The organism is Myroides sp. LJL116, assembly GCF_054871685.1.
This window is the reverse complement of the sequence record NZ_JBTXLR010000011.1, coordinates 75577-94310: the sequence shown is the minus strand read 5'-3', so window position 1 is coordinate 94310 and position 18734 is coordinate 75577. Positions and strand designations below refer to the sequence as shown.

The 18734-nt window shown below is 34.9% G+C and carries 13 protein-coding genes; 8 read left to right on the top strand and 5 right to left on the bottom strand.

The features are described from left to right. The first annotated feature begins 44 nt into the window (after nt 1-44). From ACYSNM_RS09775 to ACYSNM_RS09750, 6 genes are all read left to right on the top strand, one after another. Nucleotides 45-755 (top strand): YebC/PmpR family DNA-binding transcriptional regulator, encoded by a 711-nt coding sequence (locus ACYSNM_RS09775; RefSeq protein WP_461756725.1) that lies wholly within the window; start codon nt 45-47, stop codon nt 753-755. A 244-nt stretch (nt 756-999) separates the two neighbouring features. Continuing rightward, nucleotides 1000-1860: a KPN_02809 family neutral zinc metallopeptidase gene (gene ypfJ, locus ACYSNM_RS09770; protein ID WP_461756724.1), complete on the top strand. Its 861-nt coding sequence runs from the start codon at nt 1000-1002 to the stop codon at nt 1858-1860. Between the two features lie 50 nt (nt 1861-1910). Then, nucleotides 1911-2717: a hypothetical protein gene (locus ACYSNM_RS09765; RefSeq protein ID WP_461756723.1), complete on the top strand. Its 807-nt coding sequence runs from the start codon at nt 1911-1913 to the stop codon at nt 2715-2717. A 385-nt stretch (nt 2718-3102) separates the two neighbouring features. Then, complete coding sequence (locus ACYSNM_RS09760; protein ID WP_461756722.1) at nt 3103-4254, top strand: efflux RND transporter periplasmic adaptor subunit; 1152 nt, start codon at nt 3103-3105, stop codon at nt 4252-4254. A gap of 72 nt (nt 4255-4326) precedes the next feature. Next, nucleotides 4327-7512, top strand: a complete 3186-nt coding sequence (locus ACYSNM_RS09755) for an efflux RND transporter permease subunit (RefSeq protein ID WP_461756721.1) — start codon at nt 4327-4329, stop codon at nt 7510-7512. Nucleotides 7513-7521: 9 nt separating this feature from the next. Further along, on the top strand, nt 7522-8988 hold the full coding sequence (locus ACYSNM_RS09750; RefSeq protein WP_461756720.1) for a TolC family protein: 1467 nt from the start codon (nt 7522-7524) through the stop codon (nt 8986-8988). A 686-nt stretch (nt 8989-9674) separates the two neighbouring features. Here the strand turns inward: ACYSNM_RS09750 and mltG are convergent. The 3 genes from mltG to dapF are packed head-to-tail and all read right to left on the bottom strand — an operon-like array spanning nt 9675 to nt 12031. After that, the gene (mltG, locus tag ACYSNM_RS09745; protein WP_461756719.1) at nt 9675-10712 is read right to left on the bottom strand and encodes an endolytic transglycosylase MltG; all 1038 of its coding nucleotides are present in this window, start codon (nt 10710-10712) and stop codon (nt 9675-9677) included. A gap of 7 nt (nt 10713-10719) precedes the next feature. Further along, complete coding sequence (locus ACYSNM_RS09740; protein WP_461756718.1) at nt 10720-11241, bottom strand: GNAT family N-acetyltransferase; 522 nt, start codon at nt 11239-11241, stop codon at nt 10720-10722. Nucleotides 11242-11245: 4 nt separating this feature from the next. After that, nucleotides 11246-12031: a diaminopimelate epimerase gene (dapF, locus tag ACYSNM_RS09735; protein ID WP_461756717.1), complete on the bottom strand. Its 786-nt coding sequence runs from the start codon at nt 12029-12031 to the stop codon at nt 11246-11248. A 142-nt stretch (nt 12032-12173) separates the two neighbouring features. Here dapF and ACYSNM_RS09730 point away from each other — a divergent pair, with 142 nt between their 5' ends. Further along, entirely contained in the window at nt 12174-13568 is a 1395-nt protein-coding gene (locus ACYSNM_RS09730; protein ID WP_461756716.1) for a trypsin-like peptidase domain-containing protein, read from the top strand. Between the two features lie 112 nt (nt 13569-13680). Further along, nucleotides 13681-15129, top strand: a complete 1449-nt coding sequence (locus ACYSNM_RS09725; protein WP_461756715.1) for a glyceraldehyde-3-phosphate dehydrogenase — start codon at nt 13681-13683, stop codon at nt 15127-15129. Between the two features lie 188 nt (nt 15130-15317). Here the strand turns inward: ACYSNM_RS09725 and ACYSNM_RS09720 are convergent, their stop codons facing one another. Both ACYSNM_RS09720 and ACYSNM_RS09715 read right to left on the bottom strand, forming a co-directional pair. Beyond that, on the bottom strand, nt 15318-15890 hold the full coding sequence (locus ACYSNM_RS09720) for a TlpA family protein disulfide reductase (RefSeq protein ID WP_461756714.1): 573 nt from the start codon (nt 15888-15890) through the stop codon (nt 15318-15320). Between the two features lie 334 nt (nt 15891-16224). Continuing rightward, nucleotides 16225-18486, bottom strand: coding sequence for an aconitate hydratase (locus ACYSNM_RS09715; protein ID WP_461756713.1), 2262 nt, complete (start codon nt 18484-18486; stop codon nt 16225-16227). Nucleotides 18487-18734: the final 248 nt, after the last annotated feature.

Sequence of the window (18734 nt, the reverse complement as noted above, 5' to 3'; positions counted from 1 at the left end):
TTAAGCTATATTTTTGCATTACTAAAAATTAAGTTAGAATTATTATGGGAAGAGCGTTTGAATTTAGAAAAGGACGTAAGCTAAAACGTTGGTCTGCTATGGCAAAAACGTTTACAAGAATCGGTAAGGACATTGTAATGGCTGTAAAAGAAGGTGGACCTAACCCTGAGACTAATTCACGTTTACGTGCGGTAATCCAGAATGCTAAGGCAGCTAACATGCCTAAAGACAATGTGGAGCGTGCTATTAAACGTGCAACAGATAAAGATACTGCCAATTATAAAGAAGCAATGTTCGAAGGATACGGTCCTCATGGTATTGCTGTTTTAATTGAGTGTGCTACAGATAATAATAACAGAACTGTAGCTAACATCCGTAGTTACTTTAACAAATGTAATGGTACTCTAGGGACTTCTGGTTCAGTGGAATTTATGTTTGATCATACTTGTAACTTCCGTATTCCTGCACAAGAGGGAATGGATTTAGAAGAATTCGAATTAGAATTAATTGATTTTGGTATCGATGAAATCTTTGAAGACGAAGATGGAGTAATGATTTATGCACCATTTGAAAGCTTTGGAGCAATTCAAAAAGAATTAGAATCTAGAGATATTGAAATTCTTTCTTCAGGATTTGACCGTATTCCACAGGTAACTAAAGAATTGACAGAAGAGCAACAAGCTGATGTAGACAAATTATTAGAGAAGATCGAAGAAGACGACGATGTTCAAAACGTATTTACTACAATGGCATAATTGCTAACAAAATACTTACCTAATGGGTTATTCTTATTTAAAATAGGGATAACCCATTTTTTATTTCACTACTAGTGTAGACTTATTTACTTTATGTTATAAAGCCTATGGTAAATAAATCCTTTTACACAACCCATATAGACACAGGTTCTTTCATCTACTCTTGGTATTTAATAACAGCCAATGCCTATAAATAGTGGTATTGCCATAGATTTTTGTTACTTTTGTGTAAAAATTTTATACTATGAAATGGGAAGGAAGAAGACAAAGTAATAATGTCAAAGATTCTAGGGGTAAATCATCTGCTGGTAAAACCGCTATCGGAGGAGCCTTATTAGGTATCGTCATTACTTTACTTTATGTATTTGGAGGAGATACAGGAGCTAAAATCGCTCCAGTTTTAGAACAAGTTGCACAACAAACCACCCAGACTACTGCTCTTACTTCCACAAGAGAATTAACAGAGCAAGAAAAGCAAATGGGAGAAATGGTAGCAGTAATGTTTGCAGACACCGAAGATGTATGGCATAGGGTATTCCAAGAAAACGGCATTGTATACAAAGAACCTAAAATGGAGATATTTGAAAACCAAGTACAAACTGCTTGTGGGTCTGCCTCTTGGCAAGTAGGGCCGTTTTACTGCCCAGCAGATCAAACAGTTTATATGGATTTAGGTTTTTTTGAAGAACTTCATACCAAATACGGAGCTCAAAGAGGTAACATGGCCATAGCTTATGTTATTGCCCATGAAGTTGGTCACCATGTACAATACTTACTAGGAACCAATGAAAAAGTTAGAAAACTACAGGCTAACTCCTCTAAAGTTAGAGCCAATGAATTATCTGTAGCTCAAGAATTACAAGCTGATTTTTATGCTGGTCTATGGGCAGGATATATCCAAAAATACTTAGAACCTAAGGATATTACTATTGCTTTAAGCGCTGCCTCTGCTGTTGGTGATGATGCTATTCAACAAAGACATAGCGGTCAAATTAACCCAGAGTCCTTTACTCATGGAACAAGTGAGCAAAGACAACAATGGTTTCTAAAAGGATATAACACCAAGGATATCAAACAAGGCAATACTTTTGAATTACTAAACTAAGGATTTGTTTCACCAATTTTAAATCAAGGCTATTATATAGCAATGTGACTATGACAACTATTGAGCAAAAATTACAAGAGATAAAAGAAAATGGGCTAGCGATAAGTCCTAGTCAAATCTTACAATTATCATTTCAGTACTATAAAAGAACCGTTTTAAGCAGTGCCTCTGGTCTGATGTTTTTAGGTTTTGCTTTTTCTTTTATACTCAGCACAGTATTGATACGTTTTGTAAGTAAAGATCCAGAACAAGTAAGCCAGATGTTCTTAAACTTTGACCCATTGAGCTTAACCTCTTCTGAAATGGCTATTTACCTATTAGTGGGTTCTATAGTATCGGCGGTGGCTAGTATATTTGTAGGAGGTTTTATTTACTCCAATTATAAAGTGAGTGCTTTACAAATGCCTAGAATGTTTGATTTATTTCGTTTTATAATCAAAAAACAAGCCCTAAGCATTTTTATTGCCCAGTTTTCTATGAGTATTATTTTTTCTTCCATTAGTTTTGCTTTACAATTAGTGGGATTAAACTTAGTGGCACTTGCAATAAATTCGCTAATCAATATTCTACTTGTTTTTGTAGTACCACTTATTATATTTACGGATATGTCGCCATTTAAAGCAATCTCCAATAGTGTAATGGTGGTTAATAAAAAACCATTTGCCTTTATTTTGGTAATACTATTTAACTACCTAGCTATTATAATGGTAGTCATGCTTTTACTTAGTCTAGGGTTAGGTCCCTTTTTCCTAGTATTGGGTATATTTTTAAGTTTACCTTTTTTATTTAGTACCTACTTTGCGTTATACGCTAGTGCTATTGGAATATTTCCAAATACCACAGACACAAAACAATAGTGTGTTTGCTCACACTAATTATTATACTAAAAATCACGTTAGCTTTTAGCTATACGTGATTTTTTAGCCTTTATAGCTATCTGTATTCTGTTTATCCTATGTTAAATGGCATTTTGTCCACAATAACCACAGTACAAGAAGGTTAAGTTTTTGTTTATTGCCTATAATTGAAAAATTTAATTACTAAATTATACTAAAATAATGCAAATAATATCTTAATTTTAATAATAAAGTAAATAACAAAACAACACAACCCATTAACAAACAGTTATTTACGTTATTCTTAATAAATAATAAAGATAGATAGGAGTTTTTTTGGCATGGCAATTGTTTAACTTAAACAAATACAATACATCACCTTAACTAATAAAATTATATTTCATCAATGATAACAAATAAAAAAACTATCCTAGTTGGATTATCCGCCCTTATAATGATTGGAACATTAATCGGTATCAATAGTTGTAATATAGGCACTAACAAAGATCTTGATCCTAAAGAGAATGCCCTTGCCTTACCTACTATTGTAGTAGACACAGCTACGGCAGTAACAGTAAAGGATTACATTGGGAGCATCGAAGGAAAAGTAAACGTAGAGATACGTCCACAAGTGGAAGGAATCTTAGAGCAAATCTTCGTAGATGAAGGTTCCTTTGTACAAGAAGGACAGCCACTTTTCCAAATCAACAAACAACCTTACCAAGAGGTTTTAAATAATATGATTGCTACGGAAAACGTAGAGAAGGCAAAATTGAAAAATGCTGCCTTAGAGATCGAACGTTTAAAACCACTAATTGACAATGAAGTAATCGCTGAAGTGCAATTAGAAACAGCAAAGAGTAACTATGAGATTGCAAAGGCTTCTTTAGCTAAAGCAACTGCTGCAGTAGCAAGTGCACAAATCAACTTGGATTATACTGTAATTAAAGCTCCTGTATCTGGATACATTGGTAGAATGCCAAAGCGTATTGGAAACTTGGTTTCTAAAAGTGATAAAGAGCCCTTAACGGTATTATCTGACGTAAGTGAAGTATATGTATACTTTGGTATGAGTGAATCGGATTTCCTTTATTTTAGTAAAGAAAATCATTCAGACACTACAAATTTCGCTGGTTCAAATGCAAGTTTTGAACGCGAAGTAACTCTTATTCTAGCCGACGGTCACGAATATGCTGAAAAAGGAAAAGTAGATATGATTAATGGACAGGTAAACAGAAATACCGGTTCTATTTCTATTCGTGCTTCTTTTCCAAACTCTAAAGACGTAATGCGTTCTGGTAATACAGGAACCATTAAATTAAAAGAAACTAAACCAAATGTAATTTTAATTCCACAAGAAGTAACTACCTCTATTCAAGATAAAACCTTTGTATACATTATAGACCAAGATCAAAAAGTAAAATTTCAAGCTATTGAAATTGACGGAGTATCTGGTAAAAACTACATTGTAACAAAAGGATTACAAACGGGAGATCGCGTTATTAAAACGGGATTTGATAAAATTACAGAAGGCATGTTTGTAAAATCAAGCAACTAAGCCACTGAACTTCTTTAAAAAAGAAGCTAAAAAGATATACCAACACTTTTTATTAAAGTAAAAAAGCCAATTATGTTAAAAGCGATTATAAACCGCCCCATATTAGCCACTGTAATATCCATCATGTTTGTATTATTGGGGCTTGTTGGACTAACTTTATTACCCATTACGCGTTTCCCTGAAATTGCCCCTCCAAGTGTGCAGGTATCTACCTCCTACCCTGGAGCCAATGCTGAAACGGTAGCCAAGAGTGTCTTATTACCTATAGAAGAATCTATTAATGGTGTGGATAATATGACCTACATTAGCTCAAAGGCTAGTAACAGTGGAGCAGGAACTATCAGCGTGTTTTTCAAAGCTGGTACTGACCCAGATCAAGCTGCAGTAAATGTAAGTAACAGAGTAAGTAAAGCCTCCGCTGACTTACCTTCTGAGGTAAATGAGAATGGGGTTTCTGTAACTCCACGTCAAAGTGGAAATATTATGACCATCAACTTTTACTCGGATCACCCCGAAGAAATTTATGATGAGACTTTCCTACAGGCCTTTACCCAAATTAATATCAATAGAGAACTACTTCGAGTACCTGGGGTAGCCTCTGTAAGTAGAGTTGGAGCTAGAGATTACTCCATGCGTACATGGCTTAATCCAGAAAAACTAGCCCTATATAATTTAGTGCCTCAGGATATTATTGCAGCCATTAAAGACCAAAACTTTGAAATTGCACCAGGTAACTTTGGAGAGACCTCGGATGAAGCTTTCGAAACTGCATTAAAACATAAAGGTAGATTTAGTCTACCAGAGGAATATGAAGATATTGTAATTAAAACCAATATTGACGGATCTGTTCTTATGCTTAAAGACGTAGCAAGAGTAGAATTTGGAGCATCTAACGTTGGAAGTGATAATAGTGTGAATGGCTATCCGGGATTAACCATGAACATTACACAAACGGCTGGATCTAATGCAAGAGATATTGATATTGCTGTGAGAAAGGTATTAGAAAATGTATCTAAAACCTTCCCTTTGGGTATAAAATATGAAATTACCTATTCGGTAAAAGACCAAATTGACGAATCAATCAACCAAGTAAAACACACTCTTTTTGAGGCTTTTATCTTAGTATTTATCATCGTTTATCTGTTCTTACAAGACTTTAGATCTACTATTATTCCTGTTATTGCAATTCCTATCTCCCTAATTGGAACTTTATTTTTCATCTACTTAATGGGCTTCTCTATTAACGTACTGACTATGTTCGCATTAGTGTTATCCATAGGAATTGTGGTGGATGATGCCATTGTGGTGGTCGAGGCCATACATGAGAAAATGCATCAAACTGGTCTTAAGGCTAAAGAAGCTACTTTAGTAACCATGTCGGAGATTACAAGAGCAATTATCTCTATTACTTTAGTAATGTCTGCCGTGTTTTTACCAGTTGGTTTTATGCAAGGTCCAGCAGGTATATTCTATAAACAGTTTGCCTATACCTTAGCTTTTGCTATTTTAATTAGTGCGATAAATGCTCTTACTTTGGCTCCTGCATTATGTGCTTTATTTTTAAAGCAACCACATAATGAAAACCAACAACTGCCTTTAGAGGCTAAGGGGGACAAAAAATATATGGATGCTAAAAAGCAAAATACTATTAAACGCAGTTTAGCTAAGTTTTTCTTTGCATTCAATACCGCATTTGACTCCTTTACCAATACTTATGTAAAGGCCATTAAAAAATTAATCACCAATAAAAAAGTGACCCTTGCAGGGCTTGCTCTTTTTATAGGTGTTGGAGTAGTATTTTTACAAAACACCCCTTCTTCCTTTATTCCAAGAGAAGACGATAGTTTTATTACTTATTCCCTAGCTATGCCAGCTGGAGCCTCTTTAGCTCGTACTAAAGTAGTTCTTGCTAAAGCAGATAGTATCTTAAAACAAAGAGAGGATATAGTTGGAATGACCGCTATTTCAGGATATAATGCTATTGATGGTAATGCCAGTCCATCTTTTGCTGTAGGGTATATTAATTTAAAACCTTATAAAGAAAGAGGTAAGATCAAGGATATTGATGGTGTAATTGAGGATATCTCCAAGGATTTATCTGTAATTAACGAGGCTAGTTTTAACGTATTCCCACGTCCTACAATTTCTGGATTTGGAGATTTCGGAGGAATTGAATTCGTATTACAAGACCGTATGGGAGGTGGATTCGATGAATTTAGTGATGTTGCCCAACAGGTTATCGCCTCATTAAATGAACGACCAGAAATCAGTACAGCCTTTACTTCCTTTAAGGCCAATTTCCCTCAATACCTAATGGAGATTGATTATGTAAAGGCAAAAACTTTAGGTTTAAGTGTAAAGGACTTAATGAATACCGTTAAGAACTACTACGGGCGTATAAAAGCTGGAGATTTTACCCGTTTTGGACGTACCTATAGAGTGTATATGCAAGCTGATGTAAATTTCAGAGAAAACCCAGAGAGTTTTAACTCCATTTTCGTTAGAAATAAAAATGGTGATATGATCCCTGCCAATACGGTAATTAAGCTTAAAAAAGTATTAGGACCTGAGACAGTAACTAGATATAACTTATATAATTCTATTTCTATTAAAACTAACCCTGCACCAGGGTATAGTACTGGAGATGCCATGAAGGCTATTGAAGAGGTGACTCAAGATATGCCAGGGAACTATTCCTATGAATTTACAGGAATGTCTTTAGAGGAAAAAGATTCTGGTAGCCAAGCTGCAATTATCTTTGCTTTAAGTATTGTGTTTGTGTACTTTTTATTATGTGCACAATACGAGAGTTACTTATTGCCTATTGCCATCTTATTAAGTGTACCAACGGGTATATTAGGTGTGGCTTTATTTGTGAATCTAGCTGGACTACAGAACAATATTTATGTACAAGTAGGATTAATTATGTTAATTGGACTACTAGCCAAAAACGCCATCTTAATTGTGGAGTTTGCCCTTCAGCAGCGTAAAAATGGTTTATCTATTTTTGACTCAGCTATACAAGGAGCTAAAATGCGTCTACGTCCAATTTTAATGACCTCTTTTGCCTTCGTAGCTGGTTTAATACCTCTTATGTTTACGGTTGGACCATCGGCTCAAGGAAATCACTCAATTAGCTTTAGTGCTGCTGGAGGAATGATATTTGGGGTAGCTGCTGGTATTTTCTTTATCCCTGTATTATACTATGTATTCCAAAACTGGGATGAGAAATTAAAATCAAAATTCACCAACGATTAAATAAACTATATGAAAACAAATACTAAAATTTTACGATATGGTTTATATGCTTTATTTGGTGGCGGCTTACTTCTAAGTGTAGGATGTGCCCCACAAAGCAACTATAAAAAACCTGTATTAGATATACCTGATCATTATAAAGGACAAGACACCCTGAGCTCTCCTATAGACTCTGTGGGTATTGCTTCTATTGAGTGGAAAGAATTTTTTGAAGATGAACAATTAGTAGAACTCATAACACAAGGTCTAGCCTTTAACTTTGATTTCAAAATGGCTCTAAATAATTTAGAAATGGCTCAATTACAAGCTAGCCAAGCAAAATTAGAGTGGTTACCATCTATTAATGCTACTATAGCTGGAATTGACTATGCTTACCGTTCAAAAGATGTATACAATACCGCTTCTTCTAAGTATTATAAAGATAAAGAAGTTCCAACAAACATGTACTTAAATGCTTCCCAACATAAAACTGGACTAGCTTTGAGTTGGGAGTTAGATATTTGGGGGAAAATTAAAAGTAGAAGCGCTATGGCTTTAGCCCAATATTTAAAAACAAATGAGGCTAAAAAAGCAGTGCAAACTGCTTTAATCAGCGATATAGCTACGGGGTATTATAACCTACTTCTACTAGATGCACAAATGGAAGTGGCTCAAAGTAACTACGAGCTTACTAAAAACACTCTACGCATTGTAGAATTACAAAGAGATGCAGGACAAATCACCTCTTTGGCTATTCAACAAACCCGTAACCAAATGCTAGTGGCCAAAGCTCTTATCCCTAAATTGGAACAAGACATTGCCATCCAAGAAAATGCCCTTAGTATATTAACAGGACAACTACCTACCTCTATTAAAAGAGATACAAAGTTATCTACTGTAAAAAGCAATGAGGCTTTAACCACAGGGATACCTCTTGCTATGTTAAGTCGTAGACCTGATGTACAAAGTGCCCAATATGAATTAGATGCTAAAAATGCAGCAGTAGGAGTAGCACAAACAAGCCGCTACCCTTCTTTAAACATCAATGTAGGTGGAGGAGTTAATGCTATGCTAGGTAAAAACTGGTTCAATATCCCTGGTGCATTATTTGGAGATTTAGCAGCTAATCTTGCTGGTCCTTTATTTAATAAAAAGCGCCTAAAAACTGCCTTTGAAGTTTCTAAAATAGAAAGAGAAAATGCGGAAATAGATCTACAGAAAAAAGTATATATTGCTATTACAGAAGTAACCGACGCTCTTACTAATTTACAGACCGTTGAACAGCAAATTCAAATTGCACAAGAGCAAGTAACTACTTCTCGTTTAGGAGTAAAACAATCCAACCTTTTATTCAATAGTGGATTCGCAACTTATATAGAAGTTATTAACGCTCAAAAGAATATGCTTGATAGTGAATTGAGGTTAAATGAGTTTAGACAAAAGAAACTTCTCTCAAGAGTTAAACTATATAAATCCCTTGGTGGAGGATGGGATTAACACCTAACCTATTGTCTAATAAAGATATTTTTTGTAGTATTGAGTAACAAATAGCCAAACTCACATACAACAAAACTCACTTAAAGAGGCCTTTTTCAAAGGCCTCTTTTCTTTTTTAACTGATTACCAGTTCCTTAACGGTCATTCTTGTCCGATATACAAAAACAAGGCCACTTCTTCTACCTAATTATTTTCAAAGCAATAAAAGACAAAACACTCCATTATAGGAAAAAATAGAAAAACATTTAAAATTTATAATTAATCTAAATAAATGAACCTGAGCTCAATAAAGGACAAAAACACAGTAGAATCCTCTTGTTAAAAAGACCATTTTCAAGGATTAATAGCCGGTCTAATTACTTGAAGTAAAACCTCTTTTTCATAAAACACATACACAGGCGTAGATCTATTAAAAAACTAATACACCCATTTAAATCCAATATTGTCTTGTAAATGCCTTTGCTTTAAAGTTTAAAAAAGCCAATTAACACCACAACCTATTACCTTGGAATTATTCTAAGTAAAGCTGCTTGCACTTGGGCTATCCTAACTACTTAAAAAAGATCCTGCCTACTACTTTGTCAGTTCCACTTACTTATATACTTTACAACTTTGCTAGAATAAAAAAAGTCCTTTCTCTTTAAAATAAAGAAAAAGGACTCTTATATATTATTGTAAAATAATGCTTATCGAATGCCTTGTTGGTTTAAATAACGGTGGTATTTTGCACTATTGGCATTGTGCCCAGCCAAAGTCTTTGCAAACTCATGGTATCCCATTCTATCTACACTTGCACAAAAGTAGATATAATCGTGCTGCTCTGGATTTAATACTGCCTCTAAAGAGCTTTTATCTGGCATAGTGATAGGCCCTGGAGGTAAACCACTATTTAAATAAGTGTTATAAGGAGATACAATTTCCTTGTGCTTGTTTAAAACACGGAATATTTTGGTATCCCAATCCTGGTTTTCTAATTTATAACTATATACTAAAGTAGGATCGGCCTGAAGTGGCATTCCTATTTTAAGGCGATTTAAATAAGCCCCAGCAACTTTAGGTCTTTCATCTACTTTTACTGTTTCCTTTTGAACAATAGAAGCCAAAATAGCTACCTCTACAGGTGTAAGCCCTAAGGAATCCGCCTTAGCTCTTCTTTCCTTATTCCAGTAACGCAGATAATCACCATGTAATTTATTTCTTAGTTTAGTAGGATTCACATTCCAATATACCTCATAGGTATCTGGTAGAAAAGCCGCTAAAACATTTTGCTGAGTAAAGCCATTATCCTCCAAGAATTTAGGACTGTAAAAAGCTTGTAGAACTTCCAGAGAATCTGCCTGGATTTGGCTAGAGATACGCTGAGCCAAATTCTCAATGCGCTCTTGGTTATTAAAGGTTAAGCGAACAGGTAAATTAACTCTCAAAGCCTCAATGATATCATAACTATTCATACCATTTCTAAGCTTAAATCTACCCCCACTAACATTATAAGGGTATTGTCTTTGTTCTGCAATTTCTAAAAATCCTTCTTTATCTTGTAAATAAGGAGAAATAACGTTTAAAACGTCGTGAAAATTATCCGAATCCTTCACGTAAACGTACTGCTCCTCGTCCCATCCCTGTAAATTTGGAGAGAAAGCCTTTTGGTACCAAAAGTATAAATAACCTAAAAGTCCAAATACTCCTACTACCGATAAGAGAACGACAATGTTTTTAATCTTCATTGTTTGTTTAAAATATTAATTGATATAATGCTTCGTCTTTAAATACGTCCTTTGATCTAGTCCACTGCTTTTTTACTCCTACTAATGAAAAGCCCTTTTTTTCAAAAAGAGCTAAACTAGCTTCATTGTCCGTGGAAATATTGGCGTATAATTGATGCAAATATAAATCTTCTTTTGCGTAATCCATAACCATTTGTAAAGCCATGCTTCCATATCCCTTTTGCTTGTCTTTTTCATGTTGGATAACAATACCTACTCCAGCTCTTTGGTTTAATGGACAATAATCAAAAAGATCAATAAGTCCTAGGGTTTTATGGGTTTTAGTACAACAAATAACAAGGCGAAGCTGTTTTGCTGTATAAATATCCATATGAGCGTTCTCTAAGTATTGCTTAATTAAAAATCGGCTATAAGGAGTTTGTGTTCCACTTACCTCCCATAGGTTTTTATCGTTTTCCACTTGGTAGATAAATTCTAAGTCTTCCGGCTCTAAAGCTCTCAAAAAGATTGTTTGTCCTTGTATAAACATGGTATTAATTAACTTTAACCTCCCCTTTGAATACAAATTCAGCAGGGCCTTTTAAAAATATTTGGGTAAACTCCCCATTATTGTGCTTAAACTCTATTTGTAAATCCCCTCCTAATACGCTTATATCAATACAGGTGGCGTCCGCCTTTTTTAAAGCATACATAGCCAATGCCACCGCTGTGGCACCTGTTCCACAAGAAAGGGTTTCATCCTCCACGCCTCTTTCATAGGTACGAATATTAAAGCGATTAGGCCCCTCTTGTTCTACAAAGTTTACATTACTTCCATGGGGCTTATATAACTCACCTTGGCTTATTCCCTGGCCTTTGGAATATACACTAAAATGATCTAAGTTTCTCACTATAGCAACATGATGTGGACTACCTGTATCTACAAAACTATATTTTGGATAAATTTCTACTTGAGATACGTCTTTCATTTGCACCTTTACAAGATTTCCCTCAATAGTGGCATTATGCCCCCCATCATTGGCTTGAAAGTTACAACTATCGGAAATTATATCTAAATCTCTTGCAAAGGCTACTGCTGCCCTTGCACCATTGCCACACATACTACTTGGATTGCCATCACAATTGATGTAAATCATTTCAAAATCACTGTGAGTAAGGATATCGTTTTGAATTAAAATAAGTCCGTCTGCTCCTATACCAAAACGTCTATCGCATAAATGAGCGATTAATTCTTTATTGTTTTTATCAAAGGTATTGTCTCTATTGTCAATTAAAATAAAGTCATTACCCGTGGCTTGGTATTTATAAAATTCCAACATATTTTTAATTACTTTATACTACTAAAATCTACCTTTTTTCGCAGGTGAACAATTTTTGCTTGTTAACCTTGGGTTAAAGGTAGCACATCTTGATAAATTCTTTAATATTTTTACTCTAATACTTTAAAAAACAGATCTATTTATGCGAAATTTCTTTTCCCTATTACTTATTTCTATTTTAAGTGGTGCTTTAACCCTTTTAGGTTACACCTATTTTTTCCAACCTCAAATCTACACTGGTGTCTCTACCCCTACTTTAGAGAGTCAAACTAAAATGGAACTCCCTAATTTTACTACCCCTAGTGATTTTACTCACGTGGCTCAAAGTACAGTAACGGCCGTAGTTCACGTTAAAAATGTTAGTTATACCAAGGCTGGTCCATCGAGTATTATAGATTACTTTTATGGAACAAATCAAAATAGTAAACCAAAGGCCCAAATTGGAATGGGTTCAGGTGTAATTATAAGCCCTGACGGATATATTGTAACTAATAATCACGTGATTAACAACGCCTCTGAAATTGAAATTACTTTAAATGACAATACCCAATATAAGGCGGTGTTAATAGGAACAGATAAACAAAGTGATATTGCTTTATTGAAAATTGAACCAAGTAGTGAATTATCCTATTTGATCTTTGGAGACTCCGACAAAATAGAATTAGCCCAATGGGTACTAGCTGTTGGTAATCCTTTTAATTTAACCTCAACAGTAACCGCTGGTATTATCTCGGCTAAAGCGCGTAACCTTTCCCAAAGTGGTATTCAAAGCTTTATACAAACCGATGCAGTAATCAACCCAGGTAATAGCGGGGGAGCCTTAGTAAATAACAAAGGTGAATTAATCGGAATAAACACCCTTATCTCCTCCAATACAGGATCTTATGTAGGATATGGTTTTGCTGTACCTTCCAACCTAACCAAAAAAATAGTACAAGATCTAATGCAATTTGGCAATGTGCAGCAAGCTATTTTAGGCATAAGCGGGCAAGAACTAAACCAATACTTAGCCAAAGAACTAGATGTACAAACAACCCAAGGGTTTTATATCGCCTCTATTGATCCAAATTCCAATGCCCAAAACCAAGGCTTAAGAGTTGGAGACATTATCACCCATATCGACAACAAAAAAATCACTACTTTCATAGAAATAAAGAATATATTAAGCCATAAAAGTCCACAGGATACTGTCTTAATCACCTATATAAGAGATAATAAACAACACCAAACTAATCTTACCTTAATTAAACAACCCTTAGAGACTACCACCTATAAAGGCTTTGAATTCGAGGACTTAACTCCAAGTGAAAAGCAACAACTTGGTTTGAACTATGGAATAAAAATAAAAGAGGTTAATAATGCGGAATATGCAGCCTATAAAAATCAACTCCAAGGTAGTATCTTGCTGTCTATAAATGATATAAGCATAGACTCTTGGCAACAAGCCAAAAGTTTACTTGAGCAATTATCTAACAAGCAAAAGGTTAAACTACATATAATATCTAAAAAAGGACAATATCTTAGCTTATTGTTATAAATGTTTTTAAAAAGAAATGCTTCTTTGAAAAAAGCTATTTTTAACTTTTACACTTGATTAATTCATTTATAATATAGACTTTTGCAATAATTTATACAACACAATCTAATCCATGAAAAATACAAGTTTATACGAAAAGGAATTAGCTTTTCAAGCAGACCGTAGAAAGGCATGTGTAGAATTTATCAAAATCGCTAGCGATTTATGGTATGATAAATCTATCGAGTTATTAATGTTCCGTAATCAATTAATTGACCGTAGCGTTAATGATATCATTAACCTTCACGAATATGCAGCTAAATTCGTAAGTAAACCAATTAATATTTTTGATACAGTTGAAATTGCTAAAGCAATCCAACAAGCTGATTTACCACCATCTAGAATTGATATCGGTAAATTAACTTATGAGTATCAATTAGAAGAAAACAATGATGGTAATGCATTATCTTTTGTTGTTAATAAATTAAAAGGTGCTAAAGATACAGAGCAAATCGTTCCTAAAGATGTAGTTCTTTACGGTTTTGGTCGTATTGGACGTTTATTAGCTCGTGAGTTAATGAACAAAATTGGTAAAGGACAACAAATGCGTTTACGTGCTATTGTAACTCGTGATAAAGACGATGCTACTTTACTTGAAAAACGTGCTTCTTTATTAAAATATGACTCTGTTCACGGTGACTTCGAAGGATCTGTAGTTGCAGACCCAGAAAACAAAGCATTAATTATCAACGGACATACTGTTCACATGATTTCTGCTAACTCTCCAGAGGATATTGACTATACTAAATATGATATTGACAACGCTTTAGTTATCGATAATACAGGTGTATTCAAAACAGAAGAAGAATTAGCTCGTCATTTATCTTCAAAAGGTGCTAGCAAAGTATTACTTACTGCTCCTGGAAAAGGTATTCCTAACATCGTACATGGAGTTAACCATGCAGAGTACGATCCAGAAACTGTAAATATTTGGTCAGCAGCATCTTGTACAACAAATGCTATTACACCAATATTAAAAGTAATGGAAGATAACTTCGGTGTTGTTAAAGGACACTTAGAAACAATCCATGCTTACACAAATGACCAAAACTTAGTAGATAACATGCATAAGAAATACCGTCGTGGTAGAGCTGCTGCATTAAACATGGTTATCACTGAAACTGGTGCAGGTAGTGCAGTTGCTAAAGCTTTACCAGAATTAGCAGGTAAATTAACTTCTAATGCTATTCGTGTTCCAGTTCCAAATGGTTCATTAGTAGTTTTAAATTTAGATGTAGAAAAAGCTACTTCTTTAGAAGAATTAAACAAAGTAATGCACAATGCTGCTTTACAAGGTGATTTAGTAGAGCAAATCAAATACTCTATCAACAACGAACTTGTTTCTTCTGATATTGTTGGTACTTCTGCTCCATCTATCTACGATAGTAAAGCTACTATTGTTTCTGCAGATGGAAAAAGCGTTGTATTATACGTTTGGTACGATAACGAATATGGATATAGCCACCAAGTTATCCGCTTAGCTAAATACGTTTCTCAAGTTAGACGTTTTACTTACTACTAGTAGATACTACTCTTTTAAAGAGTAATACAATACAAAAAGCCCCAAACAATGTTTGGGGCTTTTTTTTTAAAGGTTACACTTAACCTTTTATGTGATATGCTATATTTCTACATTAAAGCAAAGACTATTTCACATGGGATATTCCACAGGAAATAAACCAAGTACTTTGGGGTTAAAGCTCCAAAGAATTACTGCTGAATAAGCGAATCTAAAGCTACCCTGAATTTAGCACTATTCCAATCGGCTGCTCTAAATTTCTTTACTACAACATTACTTTTTTTATCAATAACAAAAGAAGCAGGAAGAGTTTGTGAATAAAGCACTGCAGGTGGAGCAGCATTAGCTGTATAGTAAACAGGTAGATCATACTGATGTTTACTTTGGAATTTTGCTACAACCTCTGGATCTTCATCAGTTAAAAACAAAAAGACCACTTTATCTTTATAATCATCATATAAGGCTTGGAAGCTTGGTTTTTCTGCTAAACAAGGAGGGCACCAAGTAGCCCAAAAATTAATAATCACTACTTTATTTTGCAATTGATCTAAATTGAACTCCTCCCCATTCTGATCATAAATTTTCCATTGTCCATACTGAAGACTTTGATAATCTTCTTTATGTTCTAAAGAAGGACTCATGGCAATCAGACGGTTAATCCATACTTTAAATGAAGTACCAACAGGAGTAAATAAAAGCAGTAAAATAACCACCACCCATATTATATTACCTATAATCTTTTTTTTCTTACTTTTTTCTTGCATTATAACTTTTAAATAATCATTGGATTCTACTCTATTCTTAATATACTCCGAGAGTTCTATAAATTAAAAACACATTATACCATTAAGTGTTTACTTTTTAATTAAAACAAAGGATTTTCCTTTTTTACAACTTTTTAAAAGAAAATCCCCCTAAACCTTGGATAGGCTCATTTGTATATACCCACAAATATAACACATAATCTAAAGCCATACCTTAAGTAAAAACATTAATACTGCCTAAGTTTTATTTAAAGCACTTTAAAAATTTTAGTCAAAAAAAGGATTCAGCTAAAAGCTGAATCCTTCCTTATAGGTTATACAATATAACACCTACTTAATTACCAGCAGCAATCAAATTTAGGGCTGAACCAGCCTTAAACCATTCTATCTGGCTTTGGTTATAGGTATGATTTGCTTCTATTATATCTTTGCTACCATCACTATGAACAAACTCTATCTTTAAAGTTTTCCCTGGAGCAAACTCTGTTAAGTCTAAGAAGTTGATTGTATCGTCCTCTTGGATTTTATCATAATCTGCTTCATTTACAAAAGTTAAGGCTAACATCCCTTGTTTTTTAAGGTTCGTCTCGTGTATACGTGCAAAGGATTTTACCAGTACAGCTCTAACTCCTAAGTGACGAGGCTCCATAGCAGCATGCTCACGAGAAGAACCCTCCCCGTAGTTTTGATCTCCTACAACAATAGTAGGAATTCCTGCAGCCTTGTACTCTCTTTGAGTTGCTGGAACTGTACCATATTCTTTGGTAAGTTGGTTTTTAACTGAATTGGTTTTATGGTTAAAAGCATTCTCCGCTCCAATTAACATATTATTGGAGATATTATCTAAATGCCCACGGTAACGTAGCCATGGTCCAGCCATAGAAATATGGTCTGTTGTACATTTACCAAATGCTTTAATTAGCAATTTTGCACCTTGGATATTCTTACCATCCCAAGGAGCGAAAGGCTCTAATAACTGCAGACGAGAAGAAGTATCCGAAACCACTACCTCCACTTTAGAACCGTCCTTAGCCGGAGCTTGGTATCCTGGGTCTTCTACATCAAATCCTTTTGTTGGTAATTCATCTCCAAAAGGAGCTTCTAATTTAACCTCTTCTCCTTTGTCATTTAACAAAGTATCCGTTATAGGGTTGAAGGTTAAGTCTCCTGAAATAGCTAAAGCAGCTACCATTTCTGGAGAGGTAACAAAAGCGTGTGTATTAGGATTACCATCGGCTCTTTTAGAGAAGTTACGGTTAAAAGAGTGTACAATGGTGTTTTTCTCTTCTTTATCTGCTCCTGCTCTATCCCACTGTCCAATACAAGGCCCACAAGCATTGGTAAATACCTTAGTACCCATTTTTTCAAAAATATCGATAATACCATCTCTTTCTATGGTATAGCGAATTTGCTCTGATCCAGGGTTAATTCCAAATTCTGCCTTTGGAGTAATACCATGCTTAACTGCTTGTTTAACAATAGAGGCAGCTCTACTCATATCTTCATAAGAAGAGTTAGTACAAGATCCAATTAATCCCCACTCTACTCTTAATGGCCAACCATTTGCTACAGCCTCTTGTTTCATCTTAGATACAGGAGTACCTCTATCTGGTGTAAATGGCCCGTTGATATAAGGTTCTAATTCTGATAAGTTTATTTCAATTAATTGGTCAAAATACTCCCCTGGATTATCATATACTTCCTTATCACCTGTTAAGTGCTCAGCTACCTTATCTGCAGCATCCACTACGTCTTGTCTATCTGTTGCGCTTAAATAACGGCGCATAGAGTCGTCGTAGCCAAAAGTCGAAGTTGTTGCACCAATCTCGGCACCCATATTACAAATGGTTCCCTTTCCAGTACAACTCATTGATTTAGCACCTTCTCCAAAGTATTCTACAATAGCACCTGTTCCACCTTTAACCGTTAGAATATCTGCTACTTTTAATATTACATCTTTAGGAGAAGTCCATCCGTTTAATTTACCAGTTAACTTAACTCCAATTAATTTAGGGAACTTTAGCTCCCATGCCATTCCTGACATTACATCCACAGCATCAGCTCCTCCAACACCAATGGCAAGCATTCCTAAACCTCCTGCATTAACCGTATGAGAATCCGTTCCAATCATCAAGCCTCCTGGAAAAGCGTAATTTTCTAAAACGATTTGATGGATAATTCCAGCACCTGGTTTCCAAAACCCAATGCCGTATTTATTAGACACAGAAGATAAAAAGTCAAAAACCTCAGAAGATTGCTTTTCTGCCACTTTTAAATCCGTAGCAGCGCCAACTTTAGCTTGAATAAGGTGATCACAATGTACCGTAGTAGGAACAGCTACACTTTGCTTTCCAGCATGCATAAACTGCAAAAGTGCCATTTGCGCAGTGGCATCTTGACAAGCAACACGATCTGGTGCAAAGTCCACATAATCCTTACCTCTAACAAAAGCCTTGGATGGAGTCCCATCCCAAAGGTGAGTGTATAAAATTTTCTCTGAAAGGGTTAACGGACGCCCTACAAGCTCACGAGCCTTAGCCACTCGATCCGGCATCTTGTCATACACTTTCTTAATCATTTCAATATCAAAAGCCATAATAAAAAGTTTTTTAATGTTTTGGGTAATGGTATACAAGTTAGCAAATATTCTACTGTAATACCGACATTAAGTCCTTAAAATCAAGTGTTAGCCCTTTATTTAGAACTAATATATTTAAAAAACATATTTGACTCCATTTGTATTGAAAAACACCTTCCTATTTTATTTGCCTTTTACTATTTGAATCTCCTATCAAAAGCAAAAACACCTTCTATAAAGTAAATAAACACCCTTTACGCCCTTTA

Excerpts from the sequence above, each read along its gene's own strand:
- ACYSNM_RS09715 (WP_461756713.1), bottom strand. The coding sequence starts at position 18,486 with ATGGCTTTTGATATTGAAATGATTAAGAAAGTGTATGACAAGATGCCG.
- ACYSNM_RS09755 (WP_461756721.1), top strand. The coding sequence starts at position 4,327 with ATGTTAAAAGCGATTATAAACCGCCCCATATTAGCCACTGTAATATCC.
- ACYSNM_RS09765 (WP_461756723.1), top strand. The coding sequence starts at position 1,911 with ATGACAACTATTGAGCAAAAATTACAAGAGATAAAAGAAAATGGGCTA.
- mltG (WP_461756719.1), bottom strand. The coding sequence starts at position 10,712 with ATGAAGATTAAAAACATTGTCGTTCTCTTATCGGTAGTAGGAGTATTT.
- ACYSNM_RS09730 (WP_461756716.1), top strand. The coding sequence starts at position 12,174 with ATGCGAAATTTCTTTTCCCTATTACTTATTTCTATTTTAAGTGGTGCT.
- ACYSNM_RS09775 (WP_461756725.1), top strand. The coding sequence starts at position 45 with ATGGGAAGAGCGTTTGAATTTAGAAAAGGACGTAAGCTAAAACGTTGG.
- ypfJ (WP_461756724.1), top strand. The coding sequence starts at position 1,000 with ATGAAATGGGAAGGAAGAAGACAAAGTAATAATGTCAAAGATTCTAGG.
- dapF (WP_461756717.1), bottom strand. The coding sequence starts at position 12,031 with ATGTTGGAATTTTATAAATACCAAGCCACGGGTAATGACTTTATTTTA.
- ACYSNM_RS09725 (WP_461756715.1), top strand. The coding sequence starts at position 13,681 with ATGAAAAATACAAGTTTATACGAAAAGGAATTAGCTTTTCAAGCAGAC.
- ACYSNM_RS09750 (WP_461756720.1), top strand. The coding sequence starts at position 7,522 with ATGAAAACAAATACTAAAATTTTACGATATGGTTTATATGCTTTATTT.
- ACYSNM_RS09760 (WP_461756722.1), top strand. The coding sequence starts at position 3,103 with ATGATAACAAATAAAAAAACTATCCTAGTTGGATTATCCGCCCTTATA.
- ACYSNM_RS09740 (WP_461756718.1), bottom strand. The coding sequence starts at position 11,241 with ATGTTTATACAAGGACAAACAATCTTTTTGAGAGCTTTAGAGCCGGAA.
- ACYSNM_RS09720 (WP_461756714.1), bottom strand. The coding sequence starts at position 15,890 with ATGCAAGAAAAAAGTAAGAAAAAAAAGATTATAGGTAATATAATATGG.